This is a genomic window from Pseudomonas sp. Larv2_ips (assembly GCF_963879675.1).
Classification (GTDB): domain Bacteria; phylum Pseudomonadota; class Gammaproteobacteria; order Pseudomonadales; family Pseudomonadaceae; genus Aquipseudomonas.
In genome coordinates this window covers 197736-221105 of sequence record NZ_CAWOAW010000027.1, presented here as the reverse complement: position 1 = coordinate 221105, position 23370 = coordinate 197736, and the positions used below count along the sequence as shown (strand labels likewise).

17 protein-coding genes are annotated in these 23370 nt (G+C 59.8%); 12 read left to right on the top strand and 5 right to left on the bottom strand.

Annotated elements, in window-relative coordinates; translation table 11 throughout:
* Positions 1–16 precede the first annotated feature (16 nt).
* The 12 genes from AACV02_RS17950 (at position 17) to AACV02_RS17895 (ending at position 18133) form a co-directional block, all read left to right on the top strand.
* On the top strand, positions 17–193 hold the full coding sequence (locus AACV02_RS17950; protein WP_003176118.1) for a hypothetical protein: 177 nt from the start codon (positions 17–19) through the stop codon (positions 191–193).
* Positions 177–3131, top strand: a complete 2955-nt coding sequence (locus AACV02_RS17945) for a sensor histidine kinase (protein ID WP_177413703.1) — start codon at positions 177–179, stop codon at positions 3129–3131. Before AACV02_RS17950 ends, AACV02_RS17945 begins: the two co-directional genes overlap by 17 nt.
* A 22-nt stretch (positions 3132–3153) precedes the next feature.
* Entirely contained in the window at positions 3154–4593 is a 1440-nt protein-coding gene (locus tag AACV02_RS17940) for a sigma-54-dependent transcriptional regulator (RefSeq protein WP_106579241.1), read from the top strand.
* A 708-nt stretch (positions 4594–5301) separates the two neighbouring features.
* Positions 5302–6705, top strand: a complete 1404-nt coding sequence (locus AACV02_RS17935; protein ID WP_106579242.1) for a polynucleotide adenylyltransferase PcnB — start codon at positions 5302–5304, stop codon at positions 6703–6705.
* Positions 6706–6707: 2 nt separating this feature from the next.
* Positions 6708–7193 (top strand): 2-amino-4-hydroxy-6-hydroxymethyldihydropteridine diphosphokinase, encoded by a 486-nt coding sequence (folK, locus tag AACV02_RS17930; protein ID WP_119741068.1) that lies wholly within the window; start codon positions 6708–6710, stop codon positions 7191–7193.
* A gap of 366 nt (positions 7194–7559) precedes the next feature.
* Entirely contained in the window at positions 7560–8360 is an 801-nt protein-coding gene (panB, locus tag AACV02_RS17925) for a 3-methyl-2-oxobutanoate hydroxymethyltransferase (protein WP_106579244.1), read from the top strand.
* The gene (gene panC, locus AACV02_RS17920) at positions 8357–9208 is read left to right on the top strand and encodes a pantoate--beta-alanine ligase (protein ID WP_119741066.1); all 852 of its coding nucleotides are present in this window, start codon (positions 8357–8359) and stop codon (positions 9206–9208) included. Before panB ends, panC begins: the two co-directional genes overlap by 4 nt.
* 239 nt (positions 9209–9447) lie before the next feature.
* On the top strand, positions 9448–11112 hold the full coding sequence (gene pgi / locus AACV02_RS17915) for a glucose-6-phosphate isomerase (protein WP_119741064.1): 1665 nt from the start codon (positions 9448–9450) through the stop codon (positions 11110–11112).
* A gap of 105 nt (positions 11113–11217) precedes the next feature.
* Complete coding sequence (gene acs / locus AACV02_RS17910; protein ID WP_119741061.1) at positions 11218–13155, top strand: acetate--CoA ligase; 1938 nt, start codon at positions 11218–11220, stop codon at positions 13153–13155.
* Positions 13156–13171: 16 nt separating this feature from the next.
* A complete protein-coding gene (locus tag AACV02_RS17905; RefSeq protein ID WP_119741059.1) occupies positions 13172–14041 on the top strand; it encodes an oxygenase MpaB family protein in 870 nt (289 codons plus the stop codon).
* Positions 14042–14095: 54 nt separating this feature from the next.
* Positions 14096–15112 (top strand): class I SAM-dependent rRNA methyltransferase, encoded by a 1017-nt coding sequence (locus AACV02_RS17900; protein ID WP_119741057.1) that lies wholly within the window; start codon positions 14096–14098, stop codon positions 15110–15112.
* A gap of 87 nt (positions 15113–15199) precedes the next feature.
* Positions 15200–18133 carry a DUF748 domain-containing protein gene (locus AACV02_RS17895; RefSeq protein ID WP_119741055.1) on the top strand — a complete coding sequence of 978 codons (2934 nt, stop codon included), beginning with the start codon at positions 15200–15202 and terminating at the stop codon, positions 18131–18133.
* 288 nt (positions 18134–18421) lie between these two features.
* Here AACV02_RS17895 and AACV02_RS17890 read toward each other — a convergent pair whose 3' ends face one another.
* The 5 genes from AACV02_RS17890 to rbfA form a co-directional block, all read right to left on the bottom strand.
* Entirely contained in the window at positions 18422–19042 is a 621-nt protein-coding gene (locus tag AACV02_RS17890) for a BON domain-containing protein (RefSeq protein ID WP_119741050.1), read from the bottom strand.
* Positions 19043–19335: 293 nt separating this feature from the next.
* Positions 19336–21441, bottom strand: a complete 2106-nt coding sequence (pnp, locus tag AACV02_RS17885) for a polyribonucleotide nucleotidyltransferase (RefSeq protein WP_119741048.1) — start codon at positions 21439–21441, stop codon at positions 19336–19338.
* Positions 21442–21635: 194 nt separating this feature from the next.
* Positions 21636–21905: a 30S ribosomal protein S15 gene (gene rpsO, locus AACV02_RS17880; protein WP_003176135.1), complete on the bottom strand. Its 270-nt coding sequence runs from the start codon at positions 21903–21905 to the stop codon at positions 21636–21638.
* Between the two features lie 115 nt (positions 21906–22020).
* Positions 22021–22938, bottom strand: a complete 918-nt coding sequence (gene truB / locus AACV02_RS17875; RefSeq protein WP_106579253.1) for a tRNA pseudouridine(55) synthase TruB — start codon at positions 22936–22938, stop codon at positions 22021–22023.
* Between the two features lie 3 nt (positions 22939–22941).
* A complete protein-coding gene (gene rbfA / locus AACV02_RS17870; RefSeq protein WP_016973761.1) occupies positions 22942–23337 on the bottom strand; it encodes a 30S ribosome-binding factor RbfA in 396 nt (131 codons plus the stop codon).
* Positions 23338–23370: the final 33 nt, after the last annotated feature.

The following is a 23370-nucleotide window of genomic DNA, read 5'->3' as shown; positions in this document are numbered from 1 at the left end:
TTAAACAGAGGCCAACATGTACATCTATCGATTGGTCCTGCTGCTGGTCGTCGGGATCTACCTGTTTTCCCCCGCCATCATGGATTGGTGGATCGACGCCACGGGCGCCTGGTATCGCCCTTATCTGCTGTGGCTGATCCTGATCGTCGTGACCTTCATCCTGCAGAGCCAAAAAGATGCCGATGAGCTTTAGCCTCACCCAGATGCTGCTGATCAGCGCCGCCTACCTGGCCGCGCTGTTCGCCGTGGCCTGGATCAGTGAGCGCGGAATGATTCCGCGGGCGATCATTCGCCATCCGTTGACCTACACCTTGTCCCTGGGCGTTTACGCCAGCGCCTGGGCGTTTTATGGCACCGTGGGCCTGGCCTATCAGTACGGCTACGGCTTCCTGTCCAGCTACCTTGGGGTGTCCGGCGCATTCCTGCTGGCGCCGGTGTTGCTGTACCCGATCCTGAAAATCACCCGCACCTACCAGCTGTCATCCCTGGCGGACCTGTTTGCCTTCCGTTTTCGCAGCACCTGGGCCGGCGCGCTGACCACGATTTTCATGTTGCTCGGCGTATTGCCGCTGCTGGCCCTGCAGATCCAGGCCGTGGCGGATTCCATCAGCATCTTGACCCGTGAGCCGGTGCAGCATCGCGTCGCGCTGGCCTTTTGCGCGTTGATCACGCTGTTCACGATTTTCTTCGGCTCACGCCATATCGCCACCCGTGAAAAACACGAGGGCCTGGTGTTTGCGATTGCCTTTGAGTCGGTGATCAAGCTGATCGCCATCGGCGGCGTCGGCTTGTATGCGCTGTATGGCGTGTTCGACGGCCCGCAACAGCTGGAGCTGTGGCTGCTGCAAAACCAGACCGCCCTCGCCGCCCTGCACACACCGTTGCAGGAAGGCCCATGGCGCACGCTGTTGCTGGTGTTCTTCGCCTCGGCGATCGTGATGCCGCACATGTACCACATGACCTTCACCGAGAACCTCAACCCGCGCTCATTGGTCAGCGCCAGCTGGGGCCTGCCGCTGTTCCTGCTGCTGATGAGCCTGGCGGTGCCGCTGATCCTGTGGGCCGGCCTCAAGCTGGGCGCAACCACCAACCCGGAATACTTCACCCTTGGCGTCGGTATTGCCGCCAACAGCAAATCCCTGGCGTTGCTGGCGTATGTCGGCGGTTTGTCGGCGGCCAGCGGCTTGATCATCGTCACCACGCTCGCGTTGTCGGGCATGGCGCTCAACCACCTGGTGCTGCCGCTGTATCAGCCGCCAGCCGAAGGCAACATCTACCGCTGGCTGAAGTGGACCCGCCGCGCGCTGATTGTCGCGATCATCATGGCCGGCTATGGCTTCTACCTGTTGCTGGGCGCCGGGCAAGACCTGGCCAACCTCGGCATTGTTGCGTTCGTTGCCACCTTGCAGTTCCTGCCGGGCGTGTTGTCGGTGCTGTATTGGCCGACCGCTAATCGCCGCGGCTTTATCGCCGGTCTGCTGGCGGGGATTCTGGTGTGGATCGTTACCATGCTGCTGCCGCTGGTCGGCAACCTGCAGGGTTTCTACATTCCGTTGCTGAACATGATTTACGTGCTGGACGACACCAGTTGGCACATGGCCGCCATCGCTTCATTGGCTGCCAACGTCTTGATGTTCACCTTGATCTCGCTGTTCACCAACGCCAGCCCCGAAGAAACCAGCGCCGCCGAAGCCTGCGCGGTGGACAACGTGCGCCGCCCGCAACGCCGCGAGCTGCACGCCGCCTCGCCCCAGGAGTTCGCCACGCAACTGGCCAAGCCGCTGGGTGCGAAAGCCGCGCAAAAGGAAGTCGAACAGGCCCTGCGCGACCTCTACCTGCCGTTCGACGAGCGCCGCCCGTATGCGCTGCGGCGCTTGCGTGACCGTATCGAGGCCAACCTGTCCGGCCTGATGGGGCCCAGTGTGTCCCAAGACATGGTCGAAACGTTCTTGCCCTACAAGGCTGGCGGCGAAAACTACGTCACCGAAGACATCCATTTCATCGAGAGCCGGCTGGAGGATTACCACTCGCGCCTCACCGGCCTTGCCGCCGAACTCGATGCGCTGCGCCGCTACCACCGCCAGACCCTGCAGGAGCTGCCGATGGGCGTGTGCTCCCTGGCCAAGGATCAAGAGATCCTGATGTGGAACAAGGCCATGGAAGAATTGACCGGCATCGCCGCCCAGCGGGTAGTGGGTTCGCGCCTGAACACCTTGGGCGATCCGTGGAAGGAACTGCTGCAAGGCTTTATCAACCTGCCCGACGAGCATTTGCACAAGCAGCACTTGGCACTCGACGGCCAGACGCGGTGGCTCAACCTGCACAAAGCGGCGATCGACGAACCCCTGGCACCCGGCAACAGCGGCCTGGTGCTGCTGGTCGAAGACTTGACCGACACGCAAATGCTGGAAGACAAGCTGGTGCACTCCGAGCGCCTGGCCAGCATTGGTCGTTTGGCGGCAGGCGTGGCCCACGAGATTGGCAACCCGATCACCGGTATCGCCTGCCTGGCGCAGAACCTGCGGGAAGAGCGCGAAGAGGACGGCGAAATCACCGAAATCAGCGGGCAAATCCTTGAGCAGACCAAGCGCGTTTTCCGCATCGTGCAGTCGTTGATGAGCTTCGCCCATGCCGGCGCTCATCAGAATCAGGACGAGGCCGTGTGCCTGGCCGAAGTTGCGCAGGATGCCATAGGGCTGCTGGCCTTGAACCGGCGCAATTTCGAAGTACAGTTCTTCAATCTGTGCGACCCGGACCACTGGGTCGACGGCGATTCCCAACGCTTGGCGCAGGTGTTGATCAACTTGCTGTCCAACGCCCGTGACGCTTCCCCGCCGCACAGCGCGGTACGCGTCAAGAGCGAGGCTTTCGAGCACACGGTCGATCTGATCGTGGAGGACGAAGGCAGCGGTATTCCACAGAACATCATGGACCGATTGTTCGAACCTTTCTTCACCACCAAGGACCCGGGTGAAGGTACCGGTCTGGGCCTTGCACTGGTCTATTCCATCGTTGAAGAGCATTATGGACAAATCACCATCGACAGCCCGGCTGACACCGAAAGCCAACGCGGCACCCGTATTCGGGTGACCTTGCCGCGTCATGTCGAAGCGACGTCCGCTGTGAACTGAGACCGTCGAGAGAATTGAATCAATGCCGCACATTTTGATCGTCGAAGACGAAACAATTATCCGCTCTGCCTTGCGTCGCCTGCTTGAACGTAATCAGTACCAGGTCAGCGAAGCCGGCTCGGTGCAGGAAGCCCAAGAGCGATTCAGCATTCCCACGTTCGACCTGATTGTCAGCGACCTGCGTTTGCCGGGCGCCCCAGGCACCGAGCTGATCAAGCTTGGCCAGGGCACTCCGGTGCTGATCATGACCAGTTACGCCAGCCTGCGTTCGGCGGTGGACTCGATGAAGATGGGCGCGGTGGATTACATCGCCAAGCCTTTCGACCACGACGAAATGCTGCAGGCCGTGGCCCGCATTCTGCGCGACCGTCAGTCGGCCAGCAGCGCGCCCGCCGAACAGCGCCCCGCCGGCAAGACCGCCAACGGTGCGGACAAGCCGGGCGTCAACAACAGCAACGGCGAAATCGGCATTATCGGCTCCTGCCCACCGATGCAGGACCTGTACAGCAAAATTCGCAAAGTCGCGCCCACCGACTCCAATGTATTGATTCAGGGCGAGTCGGGCACCGGTAAAGAGCTGGTCGCCCGTGCCCTGCACAACCTGTCCAAGCGCGCCAAGGCGCCGATGATCTCGGTGAACTGCGCGGCGATCCCTGAATCACTGATCGAGTCCGAACTGTTCGGCCACGAGAAAGGCGCATTTACCGGCGCCAGCGCCGGGCGTGCGGGCCTGGTCGAAGCGGCGGACGGCGGCACTTTGTTCCTCGACGAAATCGGCGAACTGCCGCTGGAAGCCCAGGCACGCTTGCTGCGCGTGTTGCAGGAAGGCGAAATCCGCCGCGTAGGTTCGGTGCAATCGCAAAAGGTCGATGTTCGCCTGATCGCAGCGACCCACCGCGACCTCAAGAGCCTGGCCAAGATCGGCCAGTTCCGTGAAGACTTGTATTACCGCCTGCACGTGATCGCCCTCAAGCTGCCGGCCCTGCGTGAGCGTGGCGCCGACGTCAACGAAATCGCCAGCGCCTTCCTGCTGCGCCAGAGCGCACGGATCAACCGTACCGACCTCAAGTTTGCCCCGGACGCCGAGCAGGCGATTCGTCACTACTCGTGGCCGGGTAACGTGCGAGAGCTTGAGAACGCGGTCGAGCGCGCGGTCATTCTGTCGGAGAGCCCGGAGATTTCTGCCGAGCTGCTGGGCATCGACATCGAGCTGAGTGACCTGGAAGACGACGATTTCATCGGCCTGGCCCCACAACAGGGCGGCGGTAGCAATACCAGCCACGAGCCGACGGAAGATCTGTCACTGGAAGATTACTTCCAGCACTTCGTTCTTGAGCACCAGGACCACATGACCGAGACCGAGCTGGCGCGCAAGCTGGGCGTGAGCCGCAAGTGCCTGTGGGAGCGCCGCCAGCGCCTGGGCATTCCGCGACGCAAGACCGGCGTGGCCAGCGAGAGTTAAGGGTGCGCCCCCACAGGTAACACCCTCAGATGTGAAAAAACTGTTACCGCTGAATTTTCACGTAACAAAAGCCGGGGCTTACGGTAACGAAGCCCCGGCTTTTTTTCGCCCCCAAAAACCCCGAAAGCGCCTCAACTCCCCGGTTTTGCTAGGCGGCACAAAAGTTGGCACGCACCCTGCTATATGCTTAGTACAAAAACAATAACAAGCTTAGTACCAGACAATAAAAATAAGACGTATCGACTCACGCACAATAAAAACAACACGGCGGAGGCGCAGCTAACTGATTCTTTTGGAGAGGCGTTGCATTTGGGGCTTGCCCCGCAACCAGGCCGAGAACAACAAAAACTGCCCTAAGGCAGAGCCTGAACTGGTTGGATCGTAGATCAGCAACACAGCGACCAAAGCAATCCGTTTGCTCTTGGCTCCCGATTGGGAGTGTCATGAAGGTGAAGCTTCATGGCGAGGGCGATCAACAAAAACAAGAAGCCCGAAATCAATAATAAAAATAGAGCACGCAACTACTTCTGGGGGAGCTTCGGCTCCCCTTGTAGTTTCCGGCATTTGGCCGGTTCCCCTTTCTTTTAAGCTTATGGCGCAAGGCCTGCAGCTTGTTCCTACACCATCCCTCGACTAAATGCTAGAATCCCGGCCCATCATGCGGTCATTCTTCGTTATGGCCGAACATTCCTTCAAACAGTGCATCCCATGCTGAAGAAGTTGTTCCAGTCATTCCGTTCTCCCTTGCGTCGTACGCAACACATTCGCAGCACGCCTGAAGTGCTTAACAGCAATCAGCATTCATTGCAGCGTGCTCAATTCAGCCGCTATGCGGTGAACATCGTCGAACGTTTGCAGAACGCCGGCTACCAGGCTTATCTGGTGGGTGGCTGTGTACGTGACATGTTGCTCAATATCACGCCCAAGGATTTCGACGTCGCCACCAGCGCCACGCCCGAGCAAGTGCGTGCCGAATTTCGCAACGCGCGAATCATCGGTCGCCGCTTCAAATTGGTGCATATCCACTTTGGCCGCGAAATCATCGAGGTCGCCACGTTCCGCGCCGGCCACCCGCAAAACGATGAAGAGGAAGACACCAACCAGTCTTCCCGCAACGAGAGCGGCCGCATCCTGCGCGACAACGTCTACGGCACCCTGGAAGAAGACGCGCAACGCCGCGACTTCACCATCAACGCCTTGTATTACGATCCGGTCAGCGAGCGCATCCTCGATTACGCCAATGGCGTACACGACATTCGCAACAACCTGATCCGTTTGATCGGCGACCCGACGCAGCGCTACCAGGAAGACCCGGTGCGCATGCTGCGAGCGGTGCGTTTTGCCGCCAAGCTGAATTTCGGTATCGAGAAACACACGGCCGCGCCGATTCGCGAACTGGCGCCCATGCTGCGGGAAATCCCTTCGGCACGCCTGTTCGAAGAAGTGCTCAAGCTGTTCCTCTCGGGGTACGCCGCCGACACGTTCGAAATGCTCGTCGACCTGCAGTTGTTCGATCCATTGTTCCCGGCCAGCGCCGAGGCTCTGGAATACAACCCGACGTACACCCACACGCTGATCAGCGAAGCCTTGATCAATACCGATCTGCGCATCAAACAGAACAAACCGGTGACCCCGGCGTTCCTGTTTGCCGCCCTGTTGTGGCCGGCCCTGCCCAAACGCGTACTGCGCCTGCAGGACCGTGGCATGCCGCCGATTCCTGCCATGCAGGAAGCTGCGCACGAGCTGATCGCCGAGCAATGCCAACGCATCGCCATTCCAAAACGTTTCACCCTGCCGATCCGCGAGATCTGGGACATGCAGGAGCGCCTGCCACGGCGCAGCGGCAAACGCGCCGACCTGCTGCTGGACAACCCGCGCTTCCGTGCTGGCTACGACTTCCTGCTGCTGCGCGAAAGCGCCGGCGAGCAAACCGACGGCCTGGGCGAATGGTGGACCGACTACCAGGACGCCAACGACAGCCAGCGCCGCGACATGATTCGTGACCTTGGCAGCAAAGGTGATGGCGCCAGCGATGGGCCGAAGAAGCGTCGTCGCAGCTCCAGCAAGCGCAAACGCACGTCTGCCGATGCCTCGGGCGCTGCAGGCGAATAAACGTGGAACGTATCTACATCGGTATGGGCAGCAACCTCGCTGCCCCGGACCAGCAACTGCTCAGCGCCATTGCGGCGTTGGCGCTATTGCCAGGCACCGCCCTCGTCGGTGTGTCCGACTTCTATCAGAGTGACTCCCTGCTCCCCGGTCAGCCGCGCTATACCAATGCGGTCGCGGTCCTGGACAGTAGCCTTGCGCCACTGGCGCTGCTCGATGCACTGCAAGCCATCGAAAACGGCCAGGGCCGCGAACGTCTCGAGCGTTGGGGCCCGCGTACGCTGGACCTGGATATCCTGCTGTTTGGCGATCGCTTGATCGACGAGCCGCGCCTCAAAGTGCCTCACTACCAGATGCACCTGCGCGCGTTCGTGTTGTACCCGCTGGCCGAACTGGCCCCCGCTGAGTTGCAACTGCCCGACGGCCGAACCCTCGCGGAGCTGTTGAAGGCCTGCCCGTTTGTCGGCCTGGAACGCCTCTCTAGCGCCTGATGCAGTCCGCGTGGGAGCAGCTTGCTCGCCAATGCGGTGAACCCGTCGCTACAAGCACTGACTGACCCAGCGCATTCGCGAGCAAGCGTCTCCCACATTTGATCTCACAGGCCGTCAAAAGTGGTCTTCAACGTGCTGAAACGCGTCAGTAACAGCGGTAACACCGCCATCGTAACAATGCGGTAACACATCCAATTGACTTCCCGAGTCCTCATCACGACTATAGGCGTCCCGCTGCCGCCAACGCGGCGCTGAAGGGCGCAATCCAGGCCTTATAAGCACTGCTCTCAAGACAGTGCGCCTGTATAAACGAAGACTCACGCGCGTTACTCGCTGTTTCCAAGCGCCTGAACGAGGACCCTTTTCATGCCAGACATTACCCTGACCACCTTGCAGAGCCTCAAGCTCAAAGGTGAAAAAATCACCATGCTGACGTGCTACGACGCCACCTTCGCCCACGCCAGTTGCCAGGCCGGTGTTGAAGTGCTGTTGATCGGCGACTCGCTGGGCATGGTTCTTCAAGGGAATGACAGCACCCTGCCCGTCACCACAGATGAACTCGCCTACCACACTGCCAGCGTCAAGCGCGGCAATGAGGGTGCCTTCATCATCGCCGACCTGCCGTTCATGGGTTACGCCACGCTGGAACAGACCTTTCAGAACGCCGGCAAACTGATGCAGGCCGGCGCGCACATGATCAAGGTCGAAGGCGCCGTATGGCTCGCCGAGTCGATCCGACTGCTCGCCGAGCGCGGTGTGCCGGTATGCGTGCACATGGGCCTGACGCCACAGTCGGTGAACATCCTCGGCGGTTACAAGGTACAAGGCCGCAATGAAGCCCAGGCGCGTCAGATGCGCGCCGATGCCATTGCCCTGGAACAAGCCGGTGCCGCGATGATCCTACTGGAATGCGTGCCGAGCGAATTGGCGGCAGAGATCACCCAGGCGGTCAAAGTGCCGGTAATCGGCATCGGCGCGGGCTCTGCCACCGACGGCCAGGTTCTGGTCTTGCATGACATGCTCGGCCTGTCGCTGACCGGGCGAGCCCCCAAGTTCGTGAAAAACTTCATGGCAGGTAAAGACAGCATCCAGGCCGCGTTGAGCGCTTACGTCGACGAAGTCAAAGCCGTTACTTTCCCAGGCGCCGAACACGGATTCTCTGCATGAACACCGTTAAAACCGTACGAGAACTGCGCGCTGCAGTCGCCCACGCGCGCAGCGCCGGCAAGCGCATTGGCTTTGTGCCCACCATGGGCAACCTGCACAGCGGCCACGCCACCCTGGTGACCAAGGCCGCCCAGCAATCGGATTTCGTGGTGGCGAGTATCTTCGTCAACCCGTTGCAGTTCGGTGCCGGCGAGGACCTGGACAAATACCCTCGCACCTTGGCCGCCGATCAGGAAAAACTGCTGCAAGCCGGTTGCAACCTGCTGTTCGCGCCAACCGTCGAAGAAATGTACCCCGGCGGCATGACCGGCCAGACCCGCGTCAGCGTCCCGCAACTGTCCGAAGGCCTCTGCGGCGCCAGCCGCCCCGGGCACTTCGAAGGGGTAGCGACGGTGGTCAGCAAGCTGTTCAACATGGTCCAGCCGGATATGGCCGTGTTTGGCCAGAAGGACTATCAGCAACTGGCAGTGATTCGCGCCATGGTGCATGACCTGAACATGCCGATCCAGATCATCGGCGAGCCCACTGTGCGTGCCGCTGACGGCCTCGCGCTGTCCTCGCGCAACGGCTACCTCAGCGAAGAACAACGCGCCATCGCGCCGGTGCTGTACCGCAGCCTCAGCCAGATTGCCGCCGCCATCAAGGGAGGCGACCACGATTTTGCCAAACTGCGTGCCGAGCAGATCCAGCAGATCGAAGCGGCCGGATTGCGCATCGACTACCTGGAAGTGCGCCAGGGTGTACACCTGCGTCCCGCCACGCCCGAGGATCGCGATGTAGTGATCCTGGTGGCCGCGTATGTGGGCGCCACACGCCTGATCGACAACCTGCACCTGACCCTGGCCTGACCCTGCATATTCTCCCTTGAAAACAAGCGCGCCTGTTGCCCTCCCCGCTGTGCCGGTATAAAAAAGTACCGGCTACAGCGCAGACAAAGCCAAGACATATCGACACGCTAGGTTTAATGTAAACGCCCTGTGCCATTGTTGGCGCTGACCGGAACCCAACGCCTGATGAAAGACTGGACGTTCCGGATTTAGAAGTGTCCTAAAGGCAAGTCCCCGTAATAAAAAGGAAACCCGCAGCGATGGCGTATTACCGCACTCCTCATGACGTTACCGCTCTGCCCGCTTGGCAAGCGCTCGATAAACATCGCCAAGCCATGCAGGATTTCAGCATGCGCGACGCATTCAATGCCGATCCCCAGCGCTTTTCCCAATTCACCTTGAGCAGCTGCGGGCTTTTCCTCGATTACTCGAAAAACCTCATCACTGCCCAAACGCGCGCCTTGCTCGTCGACCTGGCCAATGAAGTCGGCCTTAAAGACGCGATCAACGCGCTCTACGCTGGCGAGCCGGTCAACTCCTCCGAAGGCCGTCCGGCCCTGCACACCGCACTGCGTCGCCCGGTTGGCGACAAGTTGTCGGTCAACGGCGTGAACATCATGCCGGACGTGCACAAGGTGCTGAACCAGATCACTGACCTGGTCGGCCGCATCCATGATGGCCTGTGGCGCGGTTACACCGAGAAGCCGATCACTGACGTGGTGAACATTGGCATCGGCGGCTCGTTCCTCGGCCCGGAGCTGGTCTCCGAAGCGCTGTTGTCCTACGCCCACAAAGGCGTGCGCTGCCACTACCTGGCGAACATTGACGGCAGCGAGTTCCATGAGCTGACCCAGAAGCTGCGCGCCGAGACCACGCTGTTTATCGTCTCGTCAAAATCCTTCAACACCCTGGAAACCCTGAAAAACGCCCAGGCCGCCCGCGCCTGGTACCTGGCTCAGGGTGGCTCGGAAGCCGAGCTGTATCGCCACTTCATCGCCGTCTCAAGCAACAACGCAGCGGCCGTGGCCTTCGGTATCCGCGAAGAAAACATCTTCCCGATGTGGGACTGGGTCGGCGGGCGTTACTCGCTGTGGTCGGCCATCGGCTTGCCCATCGCCCTGGCGATCGGCATGTCCAACTTCAAGGAACTGCTGTCTGGTGCCTACACCATGGACCAGCATTTCCAGAACGCCCCATTCGAAGCCAACATGCCCGTGCTGCTGGGTCTGCTGGGCGTGTGGTACGGCAACTTCTGGGGTGCGCAGAGCCACGCGATCCTGCCGTACGACCACTACCTGCGCAACATCACCAAACACTTGCAACAGTTGGACATGGAATCCAACGGCAAGAGTGTGCGCCAGGACGGTACGCCAGTGTCCACCGATACCGGCCCGGTCATCTGGGGCGGCGTAGGGTGCAACGGCCAGCACGCCTACCACCAGTTGTTGCACCAAGGGACCCAACTGATTCCGGCCGACTTCATTGTGCCGATTGTCAGCTTCAACCCGGTGTCCGACCACCATCAGTGGTTGTTCGCCAACTGCCTGTCCCAAAGCCAGGCACTGATGCTCGGCAAAACCCGCAGCGAAGCCGAAGCCGAGTTGCGTGAGAAAGGTCTCCCCGAAGCCGAAGTCCAGAAGCTGGCCCCGCACAAGGTGATCCCGGGCAACCGTCCGAGCAACACCATCGTGGTTGAACGCATCAGCCCGCGTCGCCTGGGCGCACTGGTGGCTATGTATGAACACAAGGTGTTTGTGCAAAGCGTGGTCTGGGGTATCAACGCCTTCGACCAATGGGGCGTGGAATTGGGCAAAGAGCTGGGCAAAGGCGTGTATAACCGCCTGACCGGTGCCGAAGAAACCTCGGCCGAGGATGCTTCGACCCAGGGCCTGATCAACTACTTCCGCGGTCGTCACCGCGGCTGAAGCCGGTACACCAAGGCCAACGTCCGTTTGGACGTTGGCCTTGTACCCTCCCCCCACTGCGTGCATCTTTATGACTTGTCGCCAAAACAAGAATAAGGACCGCTCATGTTCGATATCAGCACATTCCCCAACGCCGATGCCGTCCGCCAGGCCGCGCAGCTCAGTCAAGCCGACTACCAGCGCCTTTATCGCCAATCCATCGAGCAACCCGACACCTTTTGGGCAGAACAGGCCAAAAGCTTTCTCGACTGGATCACACCCTGGCACACCGTCCAGCATTCAGACATTCACACCGGCGCCGCCCAATGGTTTGCCGGCGGCCAACTGAACGTCAGCTACAACTGCATCGACCGTCACCTGACGCAACGCGCCGACCAGACGGCCTTCATCTGGGAAGGCGATGATCCGACACGGTCTGCAAAAATCACCTACCGCCAGCTCCATCAAAACGTCAGCCGCCTGGCCAATGTGTTGAAAAACCGTGGCGTGAAAAAAGGCGACCGCGTGTGCATCTACATGCCGATGATCCCGGAAGCCGCCTACGCAATGCTGGCCTGCACACGCATTGGCGCGGTGCACTCGGTGGTTTTTGGCGGGTTCTCACCGGACGCCCTGCGTGACCGTATTCTCGACGCCGACTGCCGCACCGTGATTACCGCCGACGAAGGCGTGCGCGGCGGTAAACCGGTGGCGCTGAAAAAGAACGTCGACCAGGCCCTGGCCAGCTGCCCGAACGTCAGCACCGTGCTGGTGGTGGAGCGCACCGGCGCTGACGTTGCCTGGCACGAAGGCCGCGATCTCAAGTACCAGCAAGCTCTGGATGCCGCCAGCGACGACTGCCCGCCCGAGCCCATGGACGCCGAAGACCCGCTGTTCATCCTCTACACCTCCGGCAGCACCGGCAAACCCAAAGGCGTGCTGCACACCACCGGCGGCTACCTGCTGCAAGCGGCGATGACCTTCAAGTACGTGCTCGATTACCGCGACGGCGAAGTGTTCTGGTGCACCGCCGACGTCGGTTGGGTGACCGGCCACAGCTACATCGTGTACGGCCCGCTGGCCAATGGCGCTACCTCGCTGATGTTCGAAGGCGTGCCGAGCTACCCGGACAGCTCGCGCTTCTGGCAGGTGATCGACAAACATCAGGTGAACATCTTCTACACCGCGCCCACCGCCCTGCGCGCCCTGATGCGTGAGGGTCACGGGCCACTGGAGAATACCTCCCGCGCCAGCCTGCGCCTGCTGGGCAGTGTCGGCGAGCCGATCAACCCCGAAGCCTGGGACTGGTACTTCAACGCCGTCGGTGAACAACGCTGCCCGATTGTCGACACGTGGTGGCAGACCGAAACCGGCGGCATCATGCTCAGCCCCCTGGTCAGCGCCCAGCGGATCAAGCCCGGCTGCGCAACCCAGCCGATGTTTGGCGTGCAGCCGGTGCTGCTGGATGAGCAAGGCAAGCCAATCAGCGGCGCCGGCAGTGGCGTGCTGGCGATCAAGGCCAGCTGGCCGGGGCAGATTCGCAGCGTCTACGGCGACCCGCAGCGCATGATCGACACCTATTTCAAACCCTACCCTGGCTACTACTTCACGGGGGACGGCGCACGCCGCGATGAGGACGGTGACTACTGGATCACCGGGCGCATCGACGATGTGATCAACGTGTCCGGCCACCGCATCGGCACTGCCGAGGTGGAAAGCGCGCTGGTGTTGCATGACCAAGTGGCCGAAGCCGCCGTGGTGGGCTATCCCCACGACGTCAAAGGCCAGGGGATTTATGCCTTCGTCACCCCAATGAATGGGGTTGAACCCAGCGATGCGTTGAAGAAAAACCTGCTTGAGCTGGTCAGCAAGGAAATCGGCAGCTTTGCCAAGCCGGAACTGATCCAATGGGCGCCGGCCTTGCCGAAAACCCGATCCGGCAAGATCATGCGGCGGATTCTGCGCAAAATCGCCTGCAATGAACTGGACAGCCTGGGTGACACCTCGACACTGGCCGACCCCAGCGTCGTGGATGGCCTGATCGACAAACGCCTGAACCGCTAGGAACCCTCGAGTCGCCATGGAATTTATCCGCAACCGTATCGAAACCCAGTTGATGAGCCTCACCGGCCTGTCGCTGGGCCAGCTGGACCTGGAAAACCCCAAGGGCGATCCAGGCCTGTTCGGGCCGGACTCGGTCAGTTGGCAGGTCCATGGCGATTTCAGCAGCATGTTGATTGGTGGCATCAGCGCCTTGATGCTGCAAGCCTTGCACCCGCTGGCACTGGCGGGTGTGTGGGACCACTCGAATTTTCGCCAGGACATGCTTGGGCGCTTACGGCGCACCTCGCAGTTTATTTCCGGCACCACGTTCGGCTCGCGCAAAGACGCCGAATGGCTGATCGAAAAAGTGCGCACCATTCACCTGCAAGTGACGGGGCATGCCCCGGACGGGCGACCTTACGCGGCCAGTGATCCGGCGCTGCTGACGTGGGTGCATGTGGCGGAGGTCAGCAACTTCCTCGCGGCCCACCTGCGTTACTGCAACCCGCGCCTTTCGGGTCGGGATCAGGACCGCTACTACAGTGAAATTGCGTTGGTGGCCGAACGCTTGGGCGCGCGGCATGTTCCGCGTTCACGGCAGGAAATTTCGGATTACCTGGCACGCGTTCGTCCGCAACTGCTGTGCGACGAGCGCAGCCGCGAAGTGTTGCGTCTGCTGCTCAATGCACCGTCACCCAGCACGCTGGCCAAACCTTTTGGCGCGCTGATGATGCAGGCGGGGATCGACTTGCTGCCGGACTGGGCAAGCAGCCTGCTCGGGCAACACCAAAGCCCGCTGCAACGGCAAATGGTCCGCGCCGGGGTCAAGCGCAGTGCGCCGTTGCTGCGCTGGGCGATGCGCAATGGCTCGGTGCAGCGTGCCCATCGGCGGATGGGGTTGATGTAGGCCGGCGCCTATAGCTGTTAAACTCCGCGCCCCATTTACAGCAAGGCGCGCTCCATGACTCCCTTGAATCAGGCGCTGCGCGCCGCCCTCGATTATCGCCAAGACCTGATCAACGAGTTGCACGCCCAAGGCACTGACTGCTACCGCTTGTTTCATGGCAGCCAGGAAGGCGCCGGCGGCCTGACTATCGACCGTTACGGCCCACAGTTGCTGGTGCAGAGTTTCCATCAATCCCTGGAAACAGCTGACCTCTTGGACCTGCACCAACTGATCAACCAGTTCATGGGCCTGGAATTGCTGCTGGTCTACAACGATCGCTCCCGTGGCAACTCGCGCATCGACCGTGAAGACACGGTGTACCGCGCCGAGCCTGCCGCGCTGGTAGACCTGGTTGGCCACGAATGGGGCCTCAATTATCGCGTGCGTGGGCGCCACGCCGGGCAAGACCCGCTGCTGTTCCTGGACCTGCGCAACACCCGCGGCTGGGTCAAGGCGCACAGCGCCGGCAAGAGCGTGCTCAACCTGTTCGCCTACACCTGCGGCGTCGGCCTGAGCGCGGCGGCCGGTGGCGCGCGTGAGGTGTGCAACCTGGACTTCGCCGAGGGCAACCTGGCGGTCGGTCGCGAAAACGGTCTGCTCAACCCACAATTGCCAACCATGGAATTCGTGCAGTCCGACTACTTCCCGGCGATTCGCCAACTGGCGGGCTTGCCGATCACTCAACGTCGCGGGCAGAAACTGCCGAGCTATCCACGCCTCGAGCAGCGCCAATATGACCTGGTATTGCTCGACCCACCGGCATGGGCCAAGAGCGCCTTCGGCACCGTTGACCTGTTGCGTGACTACCAGAGCCTGCTCAAGCCTGCGCTGCTCGCGACGGCCGACAATGGCGTGCTGATCTGCTGCAACAACTTGGCGAAAGTCAGCATGGATGACTGGCGCGAACAGGTGCTGCGTTGCGCTGAGAAAGCCGGCCGCCCGGTACGCGATTGGCAAATCATGACGCCGGGCGCCGACTTCCCTTCCCAGGACCAGCAGCCACCGTTGAAAACCCTCATCCTGCAGCTGTAGTACTTTTCCCAAGAGGCCCGGTGCTTCGGAACCGAAATCCCGTGCCATACTCCAAGGCACTCCTGTTCGACATAGATGGCGTCACTCATGCCCAAAGGATTGATCCGCGCCGCTGGCGCCTTGTTGACCGCCCTGGCTCTGTACAGCTTGCTGGGTTTTCTGATTCTGCCGGGCATCGCCCTTCGTATTGCCAATCAACAGCTGGCCCATTACGCCACGGTGCCGGCACGCATCGAGCGTATCGAACTCAATCCGTTCAGCCTGGAAGTGACAGCCTGGGGCTTGAAAATCGGCGAACCGGGCAAGGAGCAAGTGGGTTTCGAGCGTCTCTACGCCAACCTGCAGATCGACAGCCTCTGGACTCGTGCCCTGCACCTGGCCGATGTGCAACTCGATCAACCCAAGACTGAGCTGCTGTTCAACAAGTCCGGCCAGCTGAACCTGGCGCAGTTGTTCAAGCTGCCGCCGAGCGAACCGACCCCGGCCGACCCGAACGCCAAGCCATTCCCGCTGCGCATCGACAGCATCAAGCTGGCGGGCGGCTATGTGCATTTTCAAGACCTGCGTCCCAGCGAACCGATCGAATTCCTTTACGACAAACTCGACTTTGAACTGAAAAACCTCAGCACCTTGCCGGAAGACAACGCCGACATGACGCTGGTGGCCGCCGGCCCCGAGGGTGGGCAGATCGACTGGAAAGGCAACTTCAGCCTGGTACCGATCACGTCCGAGGGCACGCTGAAAGTCACCGACGGCAAGATGAAAGCCTGGTGGCCGTATGTCCGTGACGCCGTGCCGCTTGTGCTGGAAGACGGTGTGCTGAATTTCAGCACCCACTACACATTCAGCCTCGCCAAAGAAACCGAACTGAACCTGACCAACACGGCGGCCAGCATTGCGCCGTTTGCTATCAAGGCGCCCGATGGCCGCCCATTGATGCGCCTGGAACGCTTGGACGTCAGTGACACCACGGTGGACCTGGCCAAGCAGCACGTGGTGGTCGGCAAGATTCGCAGCAACAAGCTGGAAACCTGGGCCGCGCGCGAAGCCGATGGGCAATTGGACTGGCAAAAACTGTTCGCCAGCCAACCGAGCAAACCGGCCAAGGCGCCCGAGCCCGCCACTGCGCCGGCGACGGCCGACTCGCCAAAGGCTGAACCGGCCGCGCCTAGCAAGCCCTGGCAGGTACTGCTCAAGGATGTGCAGCTGCGTAACTATCAGGTGCACCTGGCCGACCGTCAGGCCAAACCTGCGGTAGCGCTGGAACTGGGGCCCTTGAACGTCGATGTGCAGAACTTCGACAGCCTTAACCAAAGCCCGTTTACCTTGAAGGTCGACTCCGGCCTGGGTAAACAAGGCAAGATCCAGGCAACCGGCGAGGTCAATCTCAACCCGGTCAGCGCCAAACTCAAAGTGAATACCCAGGACATCGACCTGCGGGTTGCTCAGTCCTATATCAGCCCGTTCATTCGGCTGGAACTGCGCAGCGGTATGTTGGGCAGCAATCTGGATGTGAACCTCAAGAGCACCGAGCCCTTGGCGCTTCAGGTCACCGGCCGCGCCCAGGTCGACCAATTGCACACCCTGGACACGCTCAAGACCCGCGACTTCCTCAAATGGCAGCGCCTGGTGCTCGAAGGTGTCAATTATCTACACGGCGACAGCCTGTCGATCGACAAGGTCAACCTGCTGCAACCGTACGCGCGCTTCATGATCAATGATGACCGCACCACCAACATCGATGACCTGTTGATCCCGCAGCCGGCCGACAGTGGCGCCAAATCGGCAGCCAAGCCGGCGGCCAGCAAAGATAAGCCGCTGGGCATCCATATAGGGCAGATCGCGATCAATGACGGCTCGGCCAACTTTGCCGACTTCAGCCTCACGCCCAACTTTGCCACGGCCATTCAACAGCTCAACGGGCAGATCGGCACCATTGACAGTCGCCAAGCCAAACCGGCCAGCGTCGACATCAAGGGCAAGGTGGATCGCTATGCGCCAGTGACCATCAAAGGCAGCGTGAACCCGTTTGATCCGATGGCGGCGCTGGATATCGCCACCAGCTTCAAACGCGTCGAGTTGACCACGTTGACGCCGTACTCCGGCAAGTTCGCCGGTTTCCGCATCCGCAAGGGCAGGCTTAACCTGGACCTGCATTATGTGATCACCAAAGGCCAATTGAAGGCTGAAAACAAAGTGGTGGTTGAGCAACTGCAACTGGGTGAGAAAGTCGACAGCGCCGACGCCGTGGATTTGCCGATTCGCCTGGCCATCGCCCTGCTCAAGGACTCCGACGGCAAGATCTCCATCGAACTGCCGGTCACCGGCGACCTGAACAACCCGCAATTCAGTGTGATGCCGATTGTCTGGCAAACCCTGCGTAACCTGGTGGTGCGCGCGGCGACGGCGCCGTTCAAGTTCATCGGTGGGCTGGTGACGGGCGGAGGCTCGGAAGACTTGGGCAATGTGTCGTTCGCCCCAGGCTCCAGCGAGTTGAACAAAGACGCTCAAGGCGCGCTGGACACCCTGGCCAAGGCACTCAAAGAGCGCCCTACCCTGCGTCTTGAAATCGAAGGCACGGCGGCTGCCAGCAGTGACGGCCCCTTGCTCGCTGCCGAGCGACTGGAACGTGAATATCAGTACAACTACTACAAGATACTGCAGCGCCGTGGCGATAAGGTTCCGGCCCAGGCTTCGCTGCTGGTCGTACCCGAGAAGGAAAAAGCGCCATTGCTGGAAGGCATCTACCGCACCCGCCTGAAACAGCAACCGCCGGCCGAGTGGAAAGACTTGAGCAGCGATGAACGCACCGCGAAGCTGCGTGACGGGCTGATCAAGTTCTGGGGCGCCAGTGATGTACTGCTGCGTCAACTGGGGCAAGACCGAGCCAGTGCCATCAAGGACTACCTGGTGGACAAGGGCCAGCTGGAAGATGACCGGGTGTACTTCATTGATGCCAACCTGGGACAGGCGGAAAAGGATGGCCGGGTGGTGACCCCAATGCATCTGGATGCTGAGTAACACCTGAGCGACACCCATCCAAACGTGGGAGCTGGCTGGCCTGCGATGCACACACCTGGATCACTCAGTTGAATCGAGGTGATGCTATCGCGGGCCAGCCAGCTCCCACATTTGTGTGTAATCGACTTGGGTTTTTTTCTGCTCAGAATAGAACAGGCCCCGACACAAGTGCCGGGGCCTGTAATGACCACATCCGTGTGGTCGGTCGCATGAACTCCAGAGGTGCCTTGGGTGGATATCTAACTCACCCTAAGCCGCCGCCATTCAGTTCAGACGAACAGTGGAGCGTTACTCTGCTTTCAGGCCATCGGCCGATACAGCTTTAACGCCTTTGATTTTCTTGGCGATATTCACCGCGGTGGTTTTCTGTGCTTCAGTCACTGCGACGGAAGAGGACAGAGACACTACGCCTTTGTTGGTTTCGACTTTGATGTCGGTGCCAGGAATGCCTTTCTCGGTTACCAGGTCAGCTTTTACTTTGGTGGTGATCCAGGTATCGGAAGTGGCGCCCTTGGCGTCAGCTGCTGCGCCTTTGGTTTTGTCGACGTTGTCGGCTTTAGTTGCGCCGCCTGCCAGCAGGCCGTCAGCAGATACAGCGGTCACACCTTTGATGCGCTTGGTGATTGCTACTGCAGTGGCTTTCTGCGAATCAGAGATCGCTACGGTCGACGACAGGGAAACCACACCTTTGTTGGTTTCAACCTTGATGTCCGAACCAGGAATGCCTTTCTCGGTCAGCAGGTCAGCTTTGACTTTGGTGGTGATCCAAGTATCCGAAGTGGATTCTTTGGCTTTGGTCACTTCGCCAGCGGCCATGGTCATTGGAGCTTGGGAAGTCTGAGCAAAGGCCACGTTAGCACCCATGGCCAGGGTCAGAGCGGTAGCAGTAGCGAGAGCGAACTTCTTCATACGAGTAACTCCTGTTTTATTGAAAGTCTGCAGTGGGTAAACCTTGATGCTGCAGCGTTAACAGGGTTATTGCAGGCAGTGTGCCAAGTCACGCTTTCGAATTAAATCCTTATAAAACAATGACTTATAAAAAGCGCCAATCTTCGGAATCGTGCAACTTGCATGAAGCAGACCGTCCTTGCATGCAAGTTGCGGCTTTTGGGATTTACTAAGCATCTGATTTATCGGCATTTTCCCACGCGCATAAAAAAAGGACTCCGAAGAGTCCTTTTTTCAGCATGAGGCCGGGGTAATTAAACGCCCGAAGCCTTGGCTGCTGCTACGTCCTTGATGGACAGCTTGATACGGCCGCGGTTGTCCACGTCCAGTACCAGCACTTCCACTTCCTGACCTTCTTTGAGAATGTCGGTCACTTTCTCAACACGAGCGTCGCTCAGCATGGAGATGTGAACCAGACCGTCTTTGCCCGGCAGGATGTTGACGAATGCGCCGAAGTCGACGATGCGTTCAACTTTACCGACGTAGATCTTGCCGATCTCGGCTTCTGCGGTGATACCCAGAACGCGCTGACGTGCAGCTTCTGCAGCTTCTTTGGTTTCGCCGAAGATCTTGATAGAGCCGTCGTCTTCGATGTCGATCGAAGCCTTGGTCTCTTCACAGATCGCACGAATGGTCGCGCCGCCTTTACCGATAACATCACGGATTTTGTCGGTGTCGATTTTCATCGCGATCATGGTCGGAGCATTTTCCGACAGCTCGGTGCGCGACTGACCAATGATCTGGTTCATCTGGCCGAGGATGTTCAGCCGCGCTTCCAGGGCTTGGCCCAGAGCGATTTCCATGATCTCTTCGGTGATGCCCTTGATCTTGATGTCCATCTGCAGCGCGGTAACACCTTTAGCGGTACCGGCTACTTTGAAGTCCATGTCGCCCAGGTGGTCTTCGTCGCCCAGGATGTCGGTCAGGATGGCGAACTTCTCGCCTTCTTTAACCAGGCCCATGGCGATACCGGCAACCGGTGCCTTCATCGGCACACCAGCGTCCATCAGCGCCAGGGAAGCACCGCAGACCGAAGCCATGGAGCTGGAACCGTTGGACTCGGTGATTTCCGACACCACACGGATGGTGTACGGGAACACGTCGGCAGCAGGCAGCATGGCTGCAATCGAACGACGGGCCAGACGGCCGTGACCGATTTCGCGACGACCAGCACCACCCATGCGACCACACTCACCTACCGAGAACGGAGGGAAGTTGTAGTGCAGCATGAACGGGTCTTTTTTCTCGCCTTCCAGGGTGTCCAGCAGCTGTGCGTCACGGGCAGTACCCAGCGTTGCAACTACCAGAGCCTGAGTTTCACCACGGGTGAACAAGGCCGAACCGTGGGTCTTCGGCAGAACGCCGACTTCGATGTTCAGCGGACGTACGGTGCGCGTGTCGCGACCATCGATACGCGGCTTGCCGTTAACGATGTTTTCGCGAACGGTGCGGTATTCGATTTCACCGAAGGCAGCTTTGACGTCGCTGGAAGAAGGCTGGCCTTCTTCGCCGGACAGCTTGGCCACAACCTGTTCCTTCAGCTCGCCCAGGCGAGCGTAGCGGTCGGCCTTGACGGTGATGGTGTAGGCGTCGGAGATCGCAGCGCCGAACTCGGAGCGGATAGCACCCAGCAGTTCAGTCGCTTCGGCTTGTGGAGCCCAGGTCCAAGTCGGCTTGGCAGCTTCGGCGGCCAGTTCTTTAACAGCGTTGATCACAACCTGGAACTCGTCGTGAGCAAACAGTACCGCGCCCAGCATCTGGTCTTCGGTCAGCTCTTTGGCTTCCGATTCAACCATCAACACGGCTTCCGACGTACCGGCAACGACCATGTCCAGGCTCGACGCTTTCTGTTGTTCGTAAGTCGGGTTCAGCAGGTAGCCGGTGCTTTCGTGGAAAGCAACGCGAGCTGCGCCGATCGGACCATCAAAAGGAATACCGGAGATGGCCAGGGCAGCCGAAGTACCGATCATCGCAGCGATGTCCGGATCGGTCTTCTTGCTGGTGGAAACGACGGTGCAGACAACCTGCACTTCGTTCATGAAGCCTTCTGGGAACAGCGGACGGATCGGACGGTCGATCAGTCGGGAAGTCAGGGTTTCTTTTTCGGAAGGACGGCCTTCGCGCTTGAAGAAACCGCCAGGGATCTTACCGGCAGCGTAAGTCTTTTCCTGGTAGTGAACAGAAAGAGGGAAGAAGCCTTTGCTTGGGTCAGCGGTCTTGGCGCCAACAACGGTCACCAATACGGTAACGTCGTCGTCAACGGTGACCAGCACTGCGCCGGAGGCTTGACGGGCGATACGGCCTGTCTCGAGGGTAACGGTCGACTGACCGAACTGGAATTTTTTGATAACCGGGTTCACGGTGTCCTACCTTCTTTGTGGCTCTTGGGGAACTTGTCTTCTTGCGAAATTCTTGGGCAATGCCGGGAATCGGCCCGACGCTCGTCCAGGGTAAAACGTGTATCCAGATAAAACTTGAGGCTGGGAGCCTGCCATGGGCCAGCGGGAATCCCACTGACACACGGCAGACAACCAACCTCTAGCGCAATCGCTGATTAGCGACGCAGACCCAGGCGACCGATCAGAGCCTGATAACGACCCAGATCCTTGCCTTTCAGGTAGTCCAGCAGCTTACGGCGCTGGTTTACCATGCGGATCAGACCACGACGGGAGTGGTGATCTTTACCGTTGGCCTTGAAGTGACCTTGCAGCTTGTTGATGTTGTGAGTCAGCAGTGCAACTTGCACTTCTGGCGAACCAGTGTCACCAACAGCTTGCTGATAGTCAGCTACGATTTGTGCTTTTTCTTGAACGTCGAGAGCCATGAGGCAATCCTTTTTTCAGGAAACCACCCAAAGGGTGATCTCAACAGGCCAGGGACAAATCCCTGTATCTAAAAATGAGTGTTGACCGTGCCTGTTAACAGCCACACTCGTTCGGTCATTCTGACCGAATCAGTCGACGCGGCGCGATGCGCCCGTCTTCGCTCACTTCACCGATACCGATGAAGCGACCGTTATGATCCTGTACCCGCACCATACCGAACTTCGGAGCATCCGGGGCACGTACCGGTTGGCCATTGAGCCAGTAGAACGCGCTGTGCTCCGAGAAGTGCAGCAATGGCCAATCCAGCAAACCGCTGTCCGATGGCATCAGGAAGCGATCAACTGCTTCATTGCCGCCTTCGGCATGTACTGCTTCCAACTCTTCCAGCGTGACCGTCTGGGCCAGACTGAAAGGACCGGCCTGGGTGCGTCGCAATTCTGCAACGTACGCGCCGCAACCGAGCTTTTCACCAATATCTTCCACCAGGGTACGGATATAGGTGCCTTTGCTGCAGTCCACGGCCAAGCGGGCAGTGTCGCCTTCATGGGCGAGCAATTCCAAGCGCGCAATAGTAACAGAACGCGGTTCGCGCTCCACTACTTCACCCGCACGTGCCAGCTTGTACAGAGGCTGGCCATCACGCTTGAGGGCCGAGTACATCGGCGGTATCTGACTGATTTGCCCACGAAAACCGGGTAAAGCAGCTTCAATATCAGCACGACCAACGGTCACGTCACGAACCTGCAGAACATCACCCTCGGCATCGGCCGTGGTGGTGGTCTTGCCCAGTTGCATCAGGGTTTCGTAACCCTTGTCGGAATCGAGCAGGTATTGCGAGAACTTGGTCGCCTCACCAAAGCACAACGGCAGCACGCCGGTGGCCAGGGGGTCGAGACTGCCGGTGTGCCCGGCCTTCTCGGCATTGAGCAGCCAGCGAACTTTCTGCAAGGCAGCATTGGAGGTAAAGCCAATGGGCTTGTCGAGCAGAATGATGCCGCTGACGTTGCGACGGATACGTTTGACCTGAGCCACCGCTTACTCCTTGGCGTCTTCAGGTGTGGACGGGTGCTGGCTGTCTTCAGCCACGGCGCGCTCGATCAGCGCCGACAGGTGCGCACCACGCACGACGCTTTCGTCGTAGTGGAAGTGCAACTGAGGCACGCTGCGCAGCTTCATTTCGCGGGCCAACTGCATGCGCAGGAAACCTGCAGCCGAGTTGAGCACCTTGATGCTTTGCGCGATTTCTTCGCTGCTGTCCTGGCCCATCACGGTGATGAAGATCTTCGCGTGACCTACGTCGCGGCTCACTTCAACGGCGGTGATGGTGACCAGGCCAACGCGTGGGTCTTTGACTTCGCGACGGATCAGTTGGGCCAGCTCGCGCTGCATCTGATCGCCGATACGCTGGGTACGGCTGTATTCTTTTGCCATGTCTTGTTACCTGTTACTGCCACACGGTGAAAC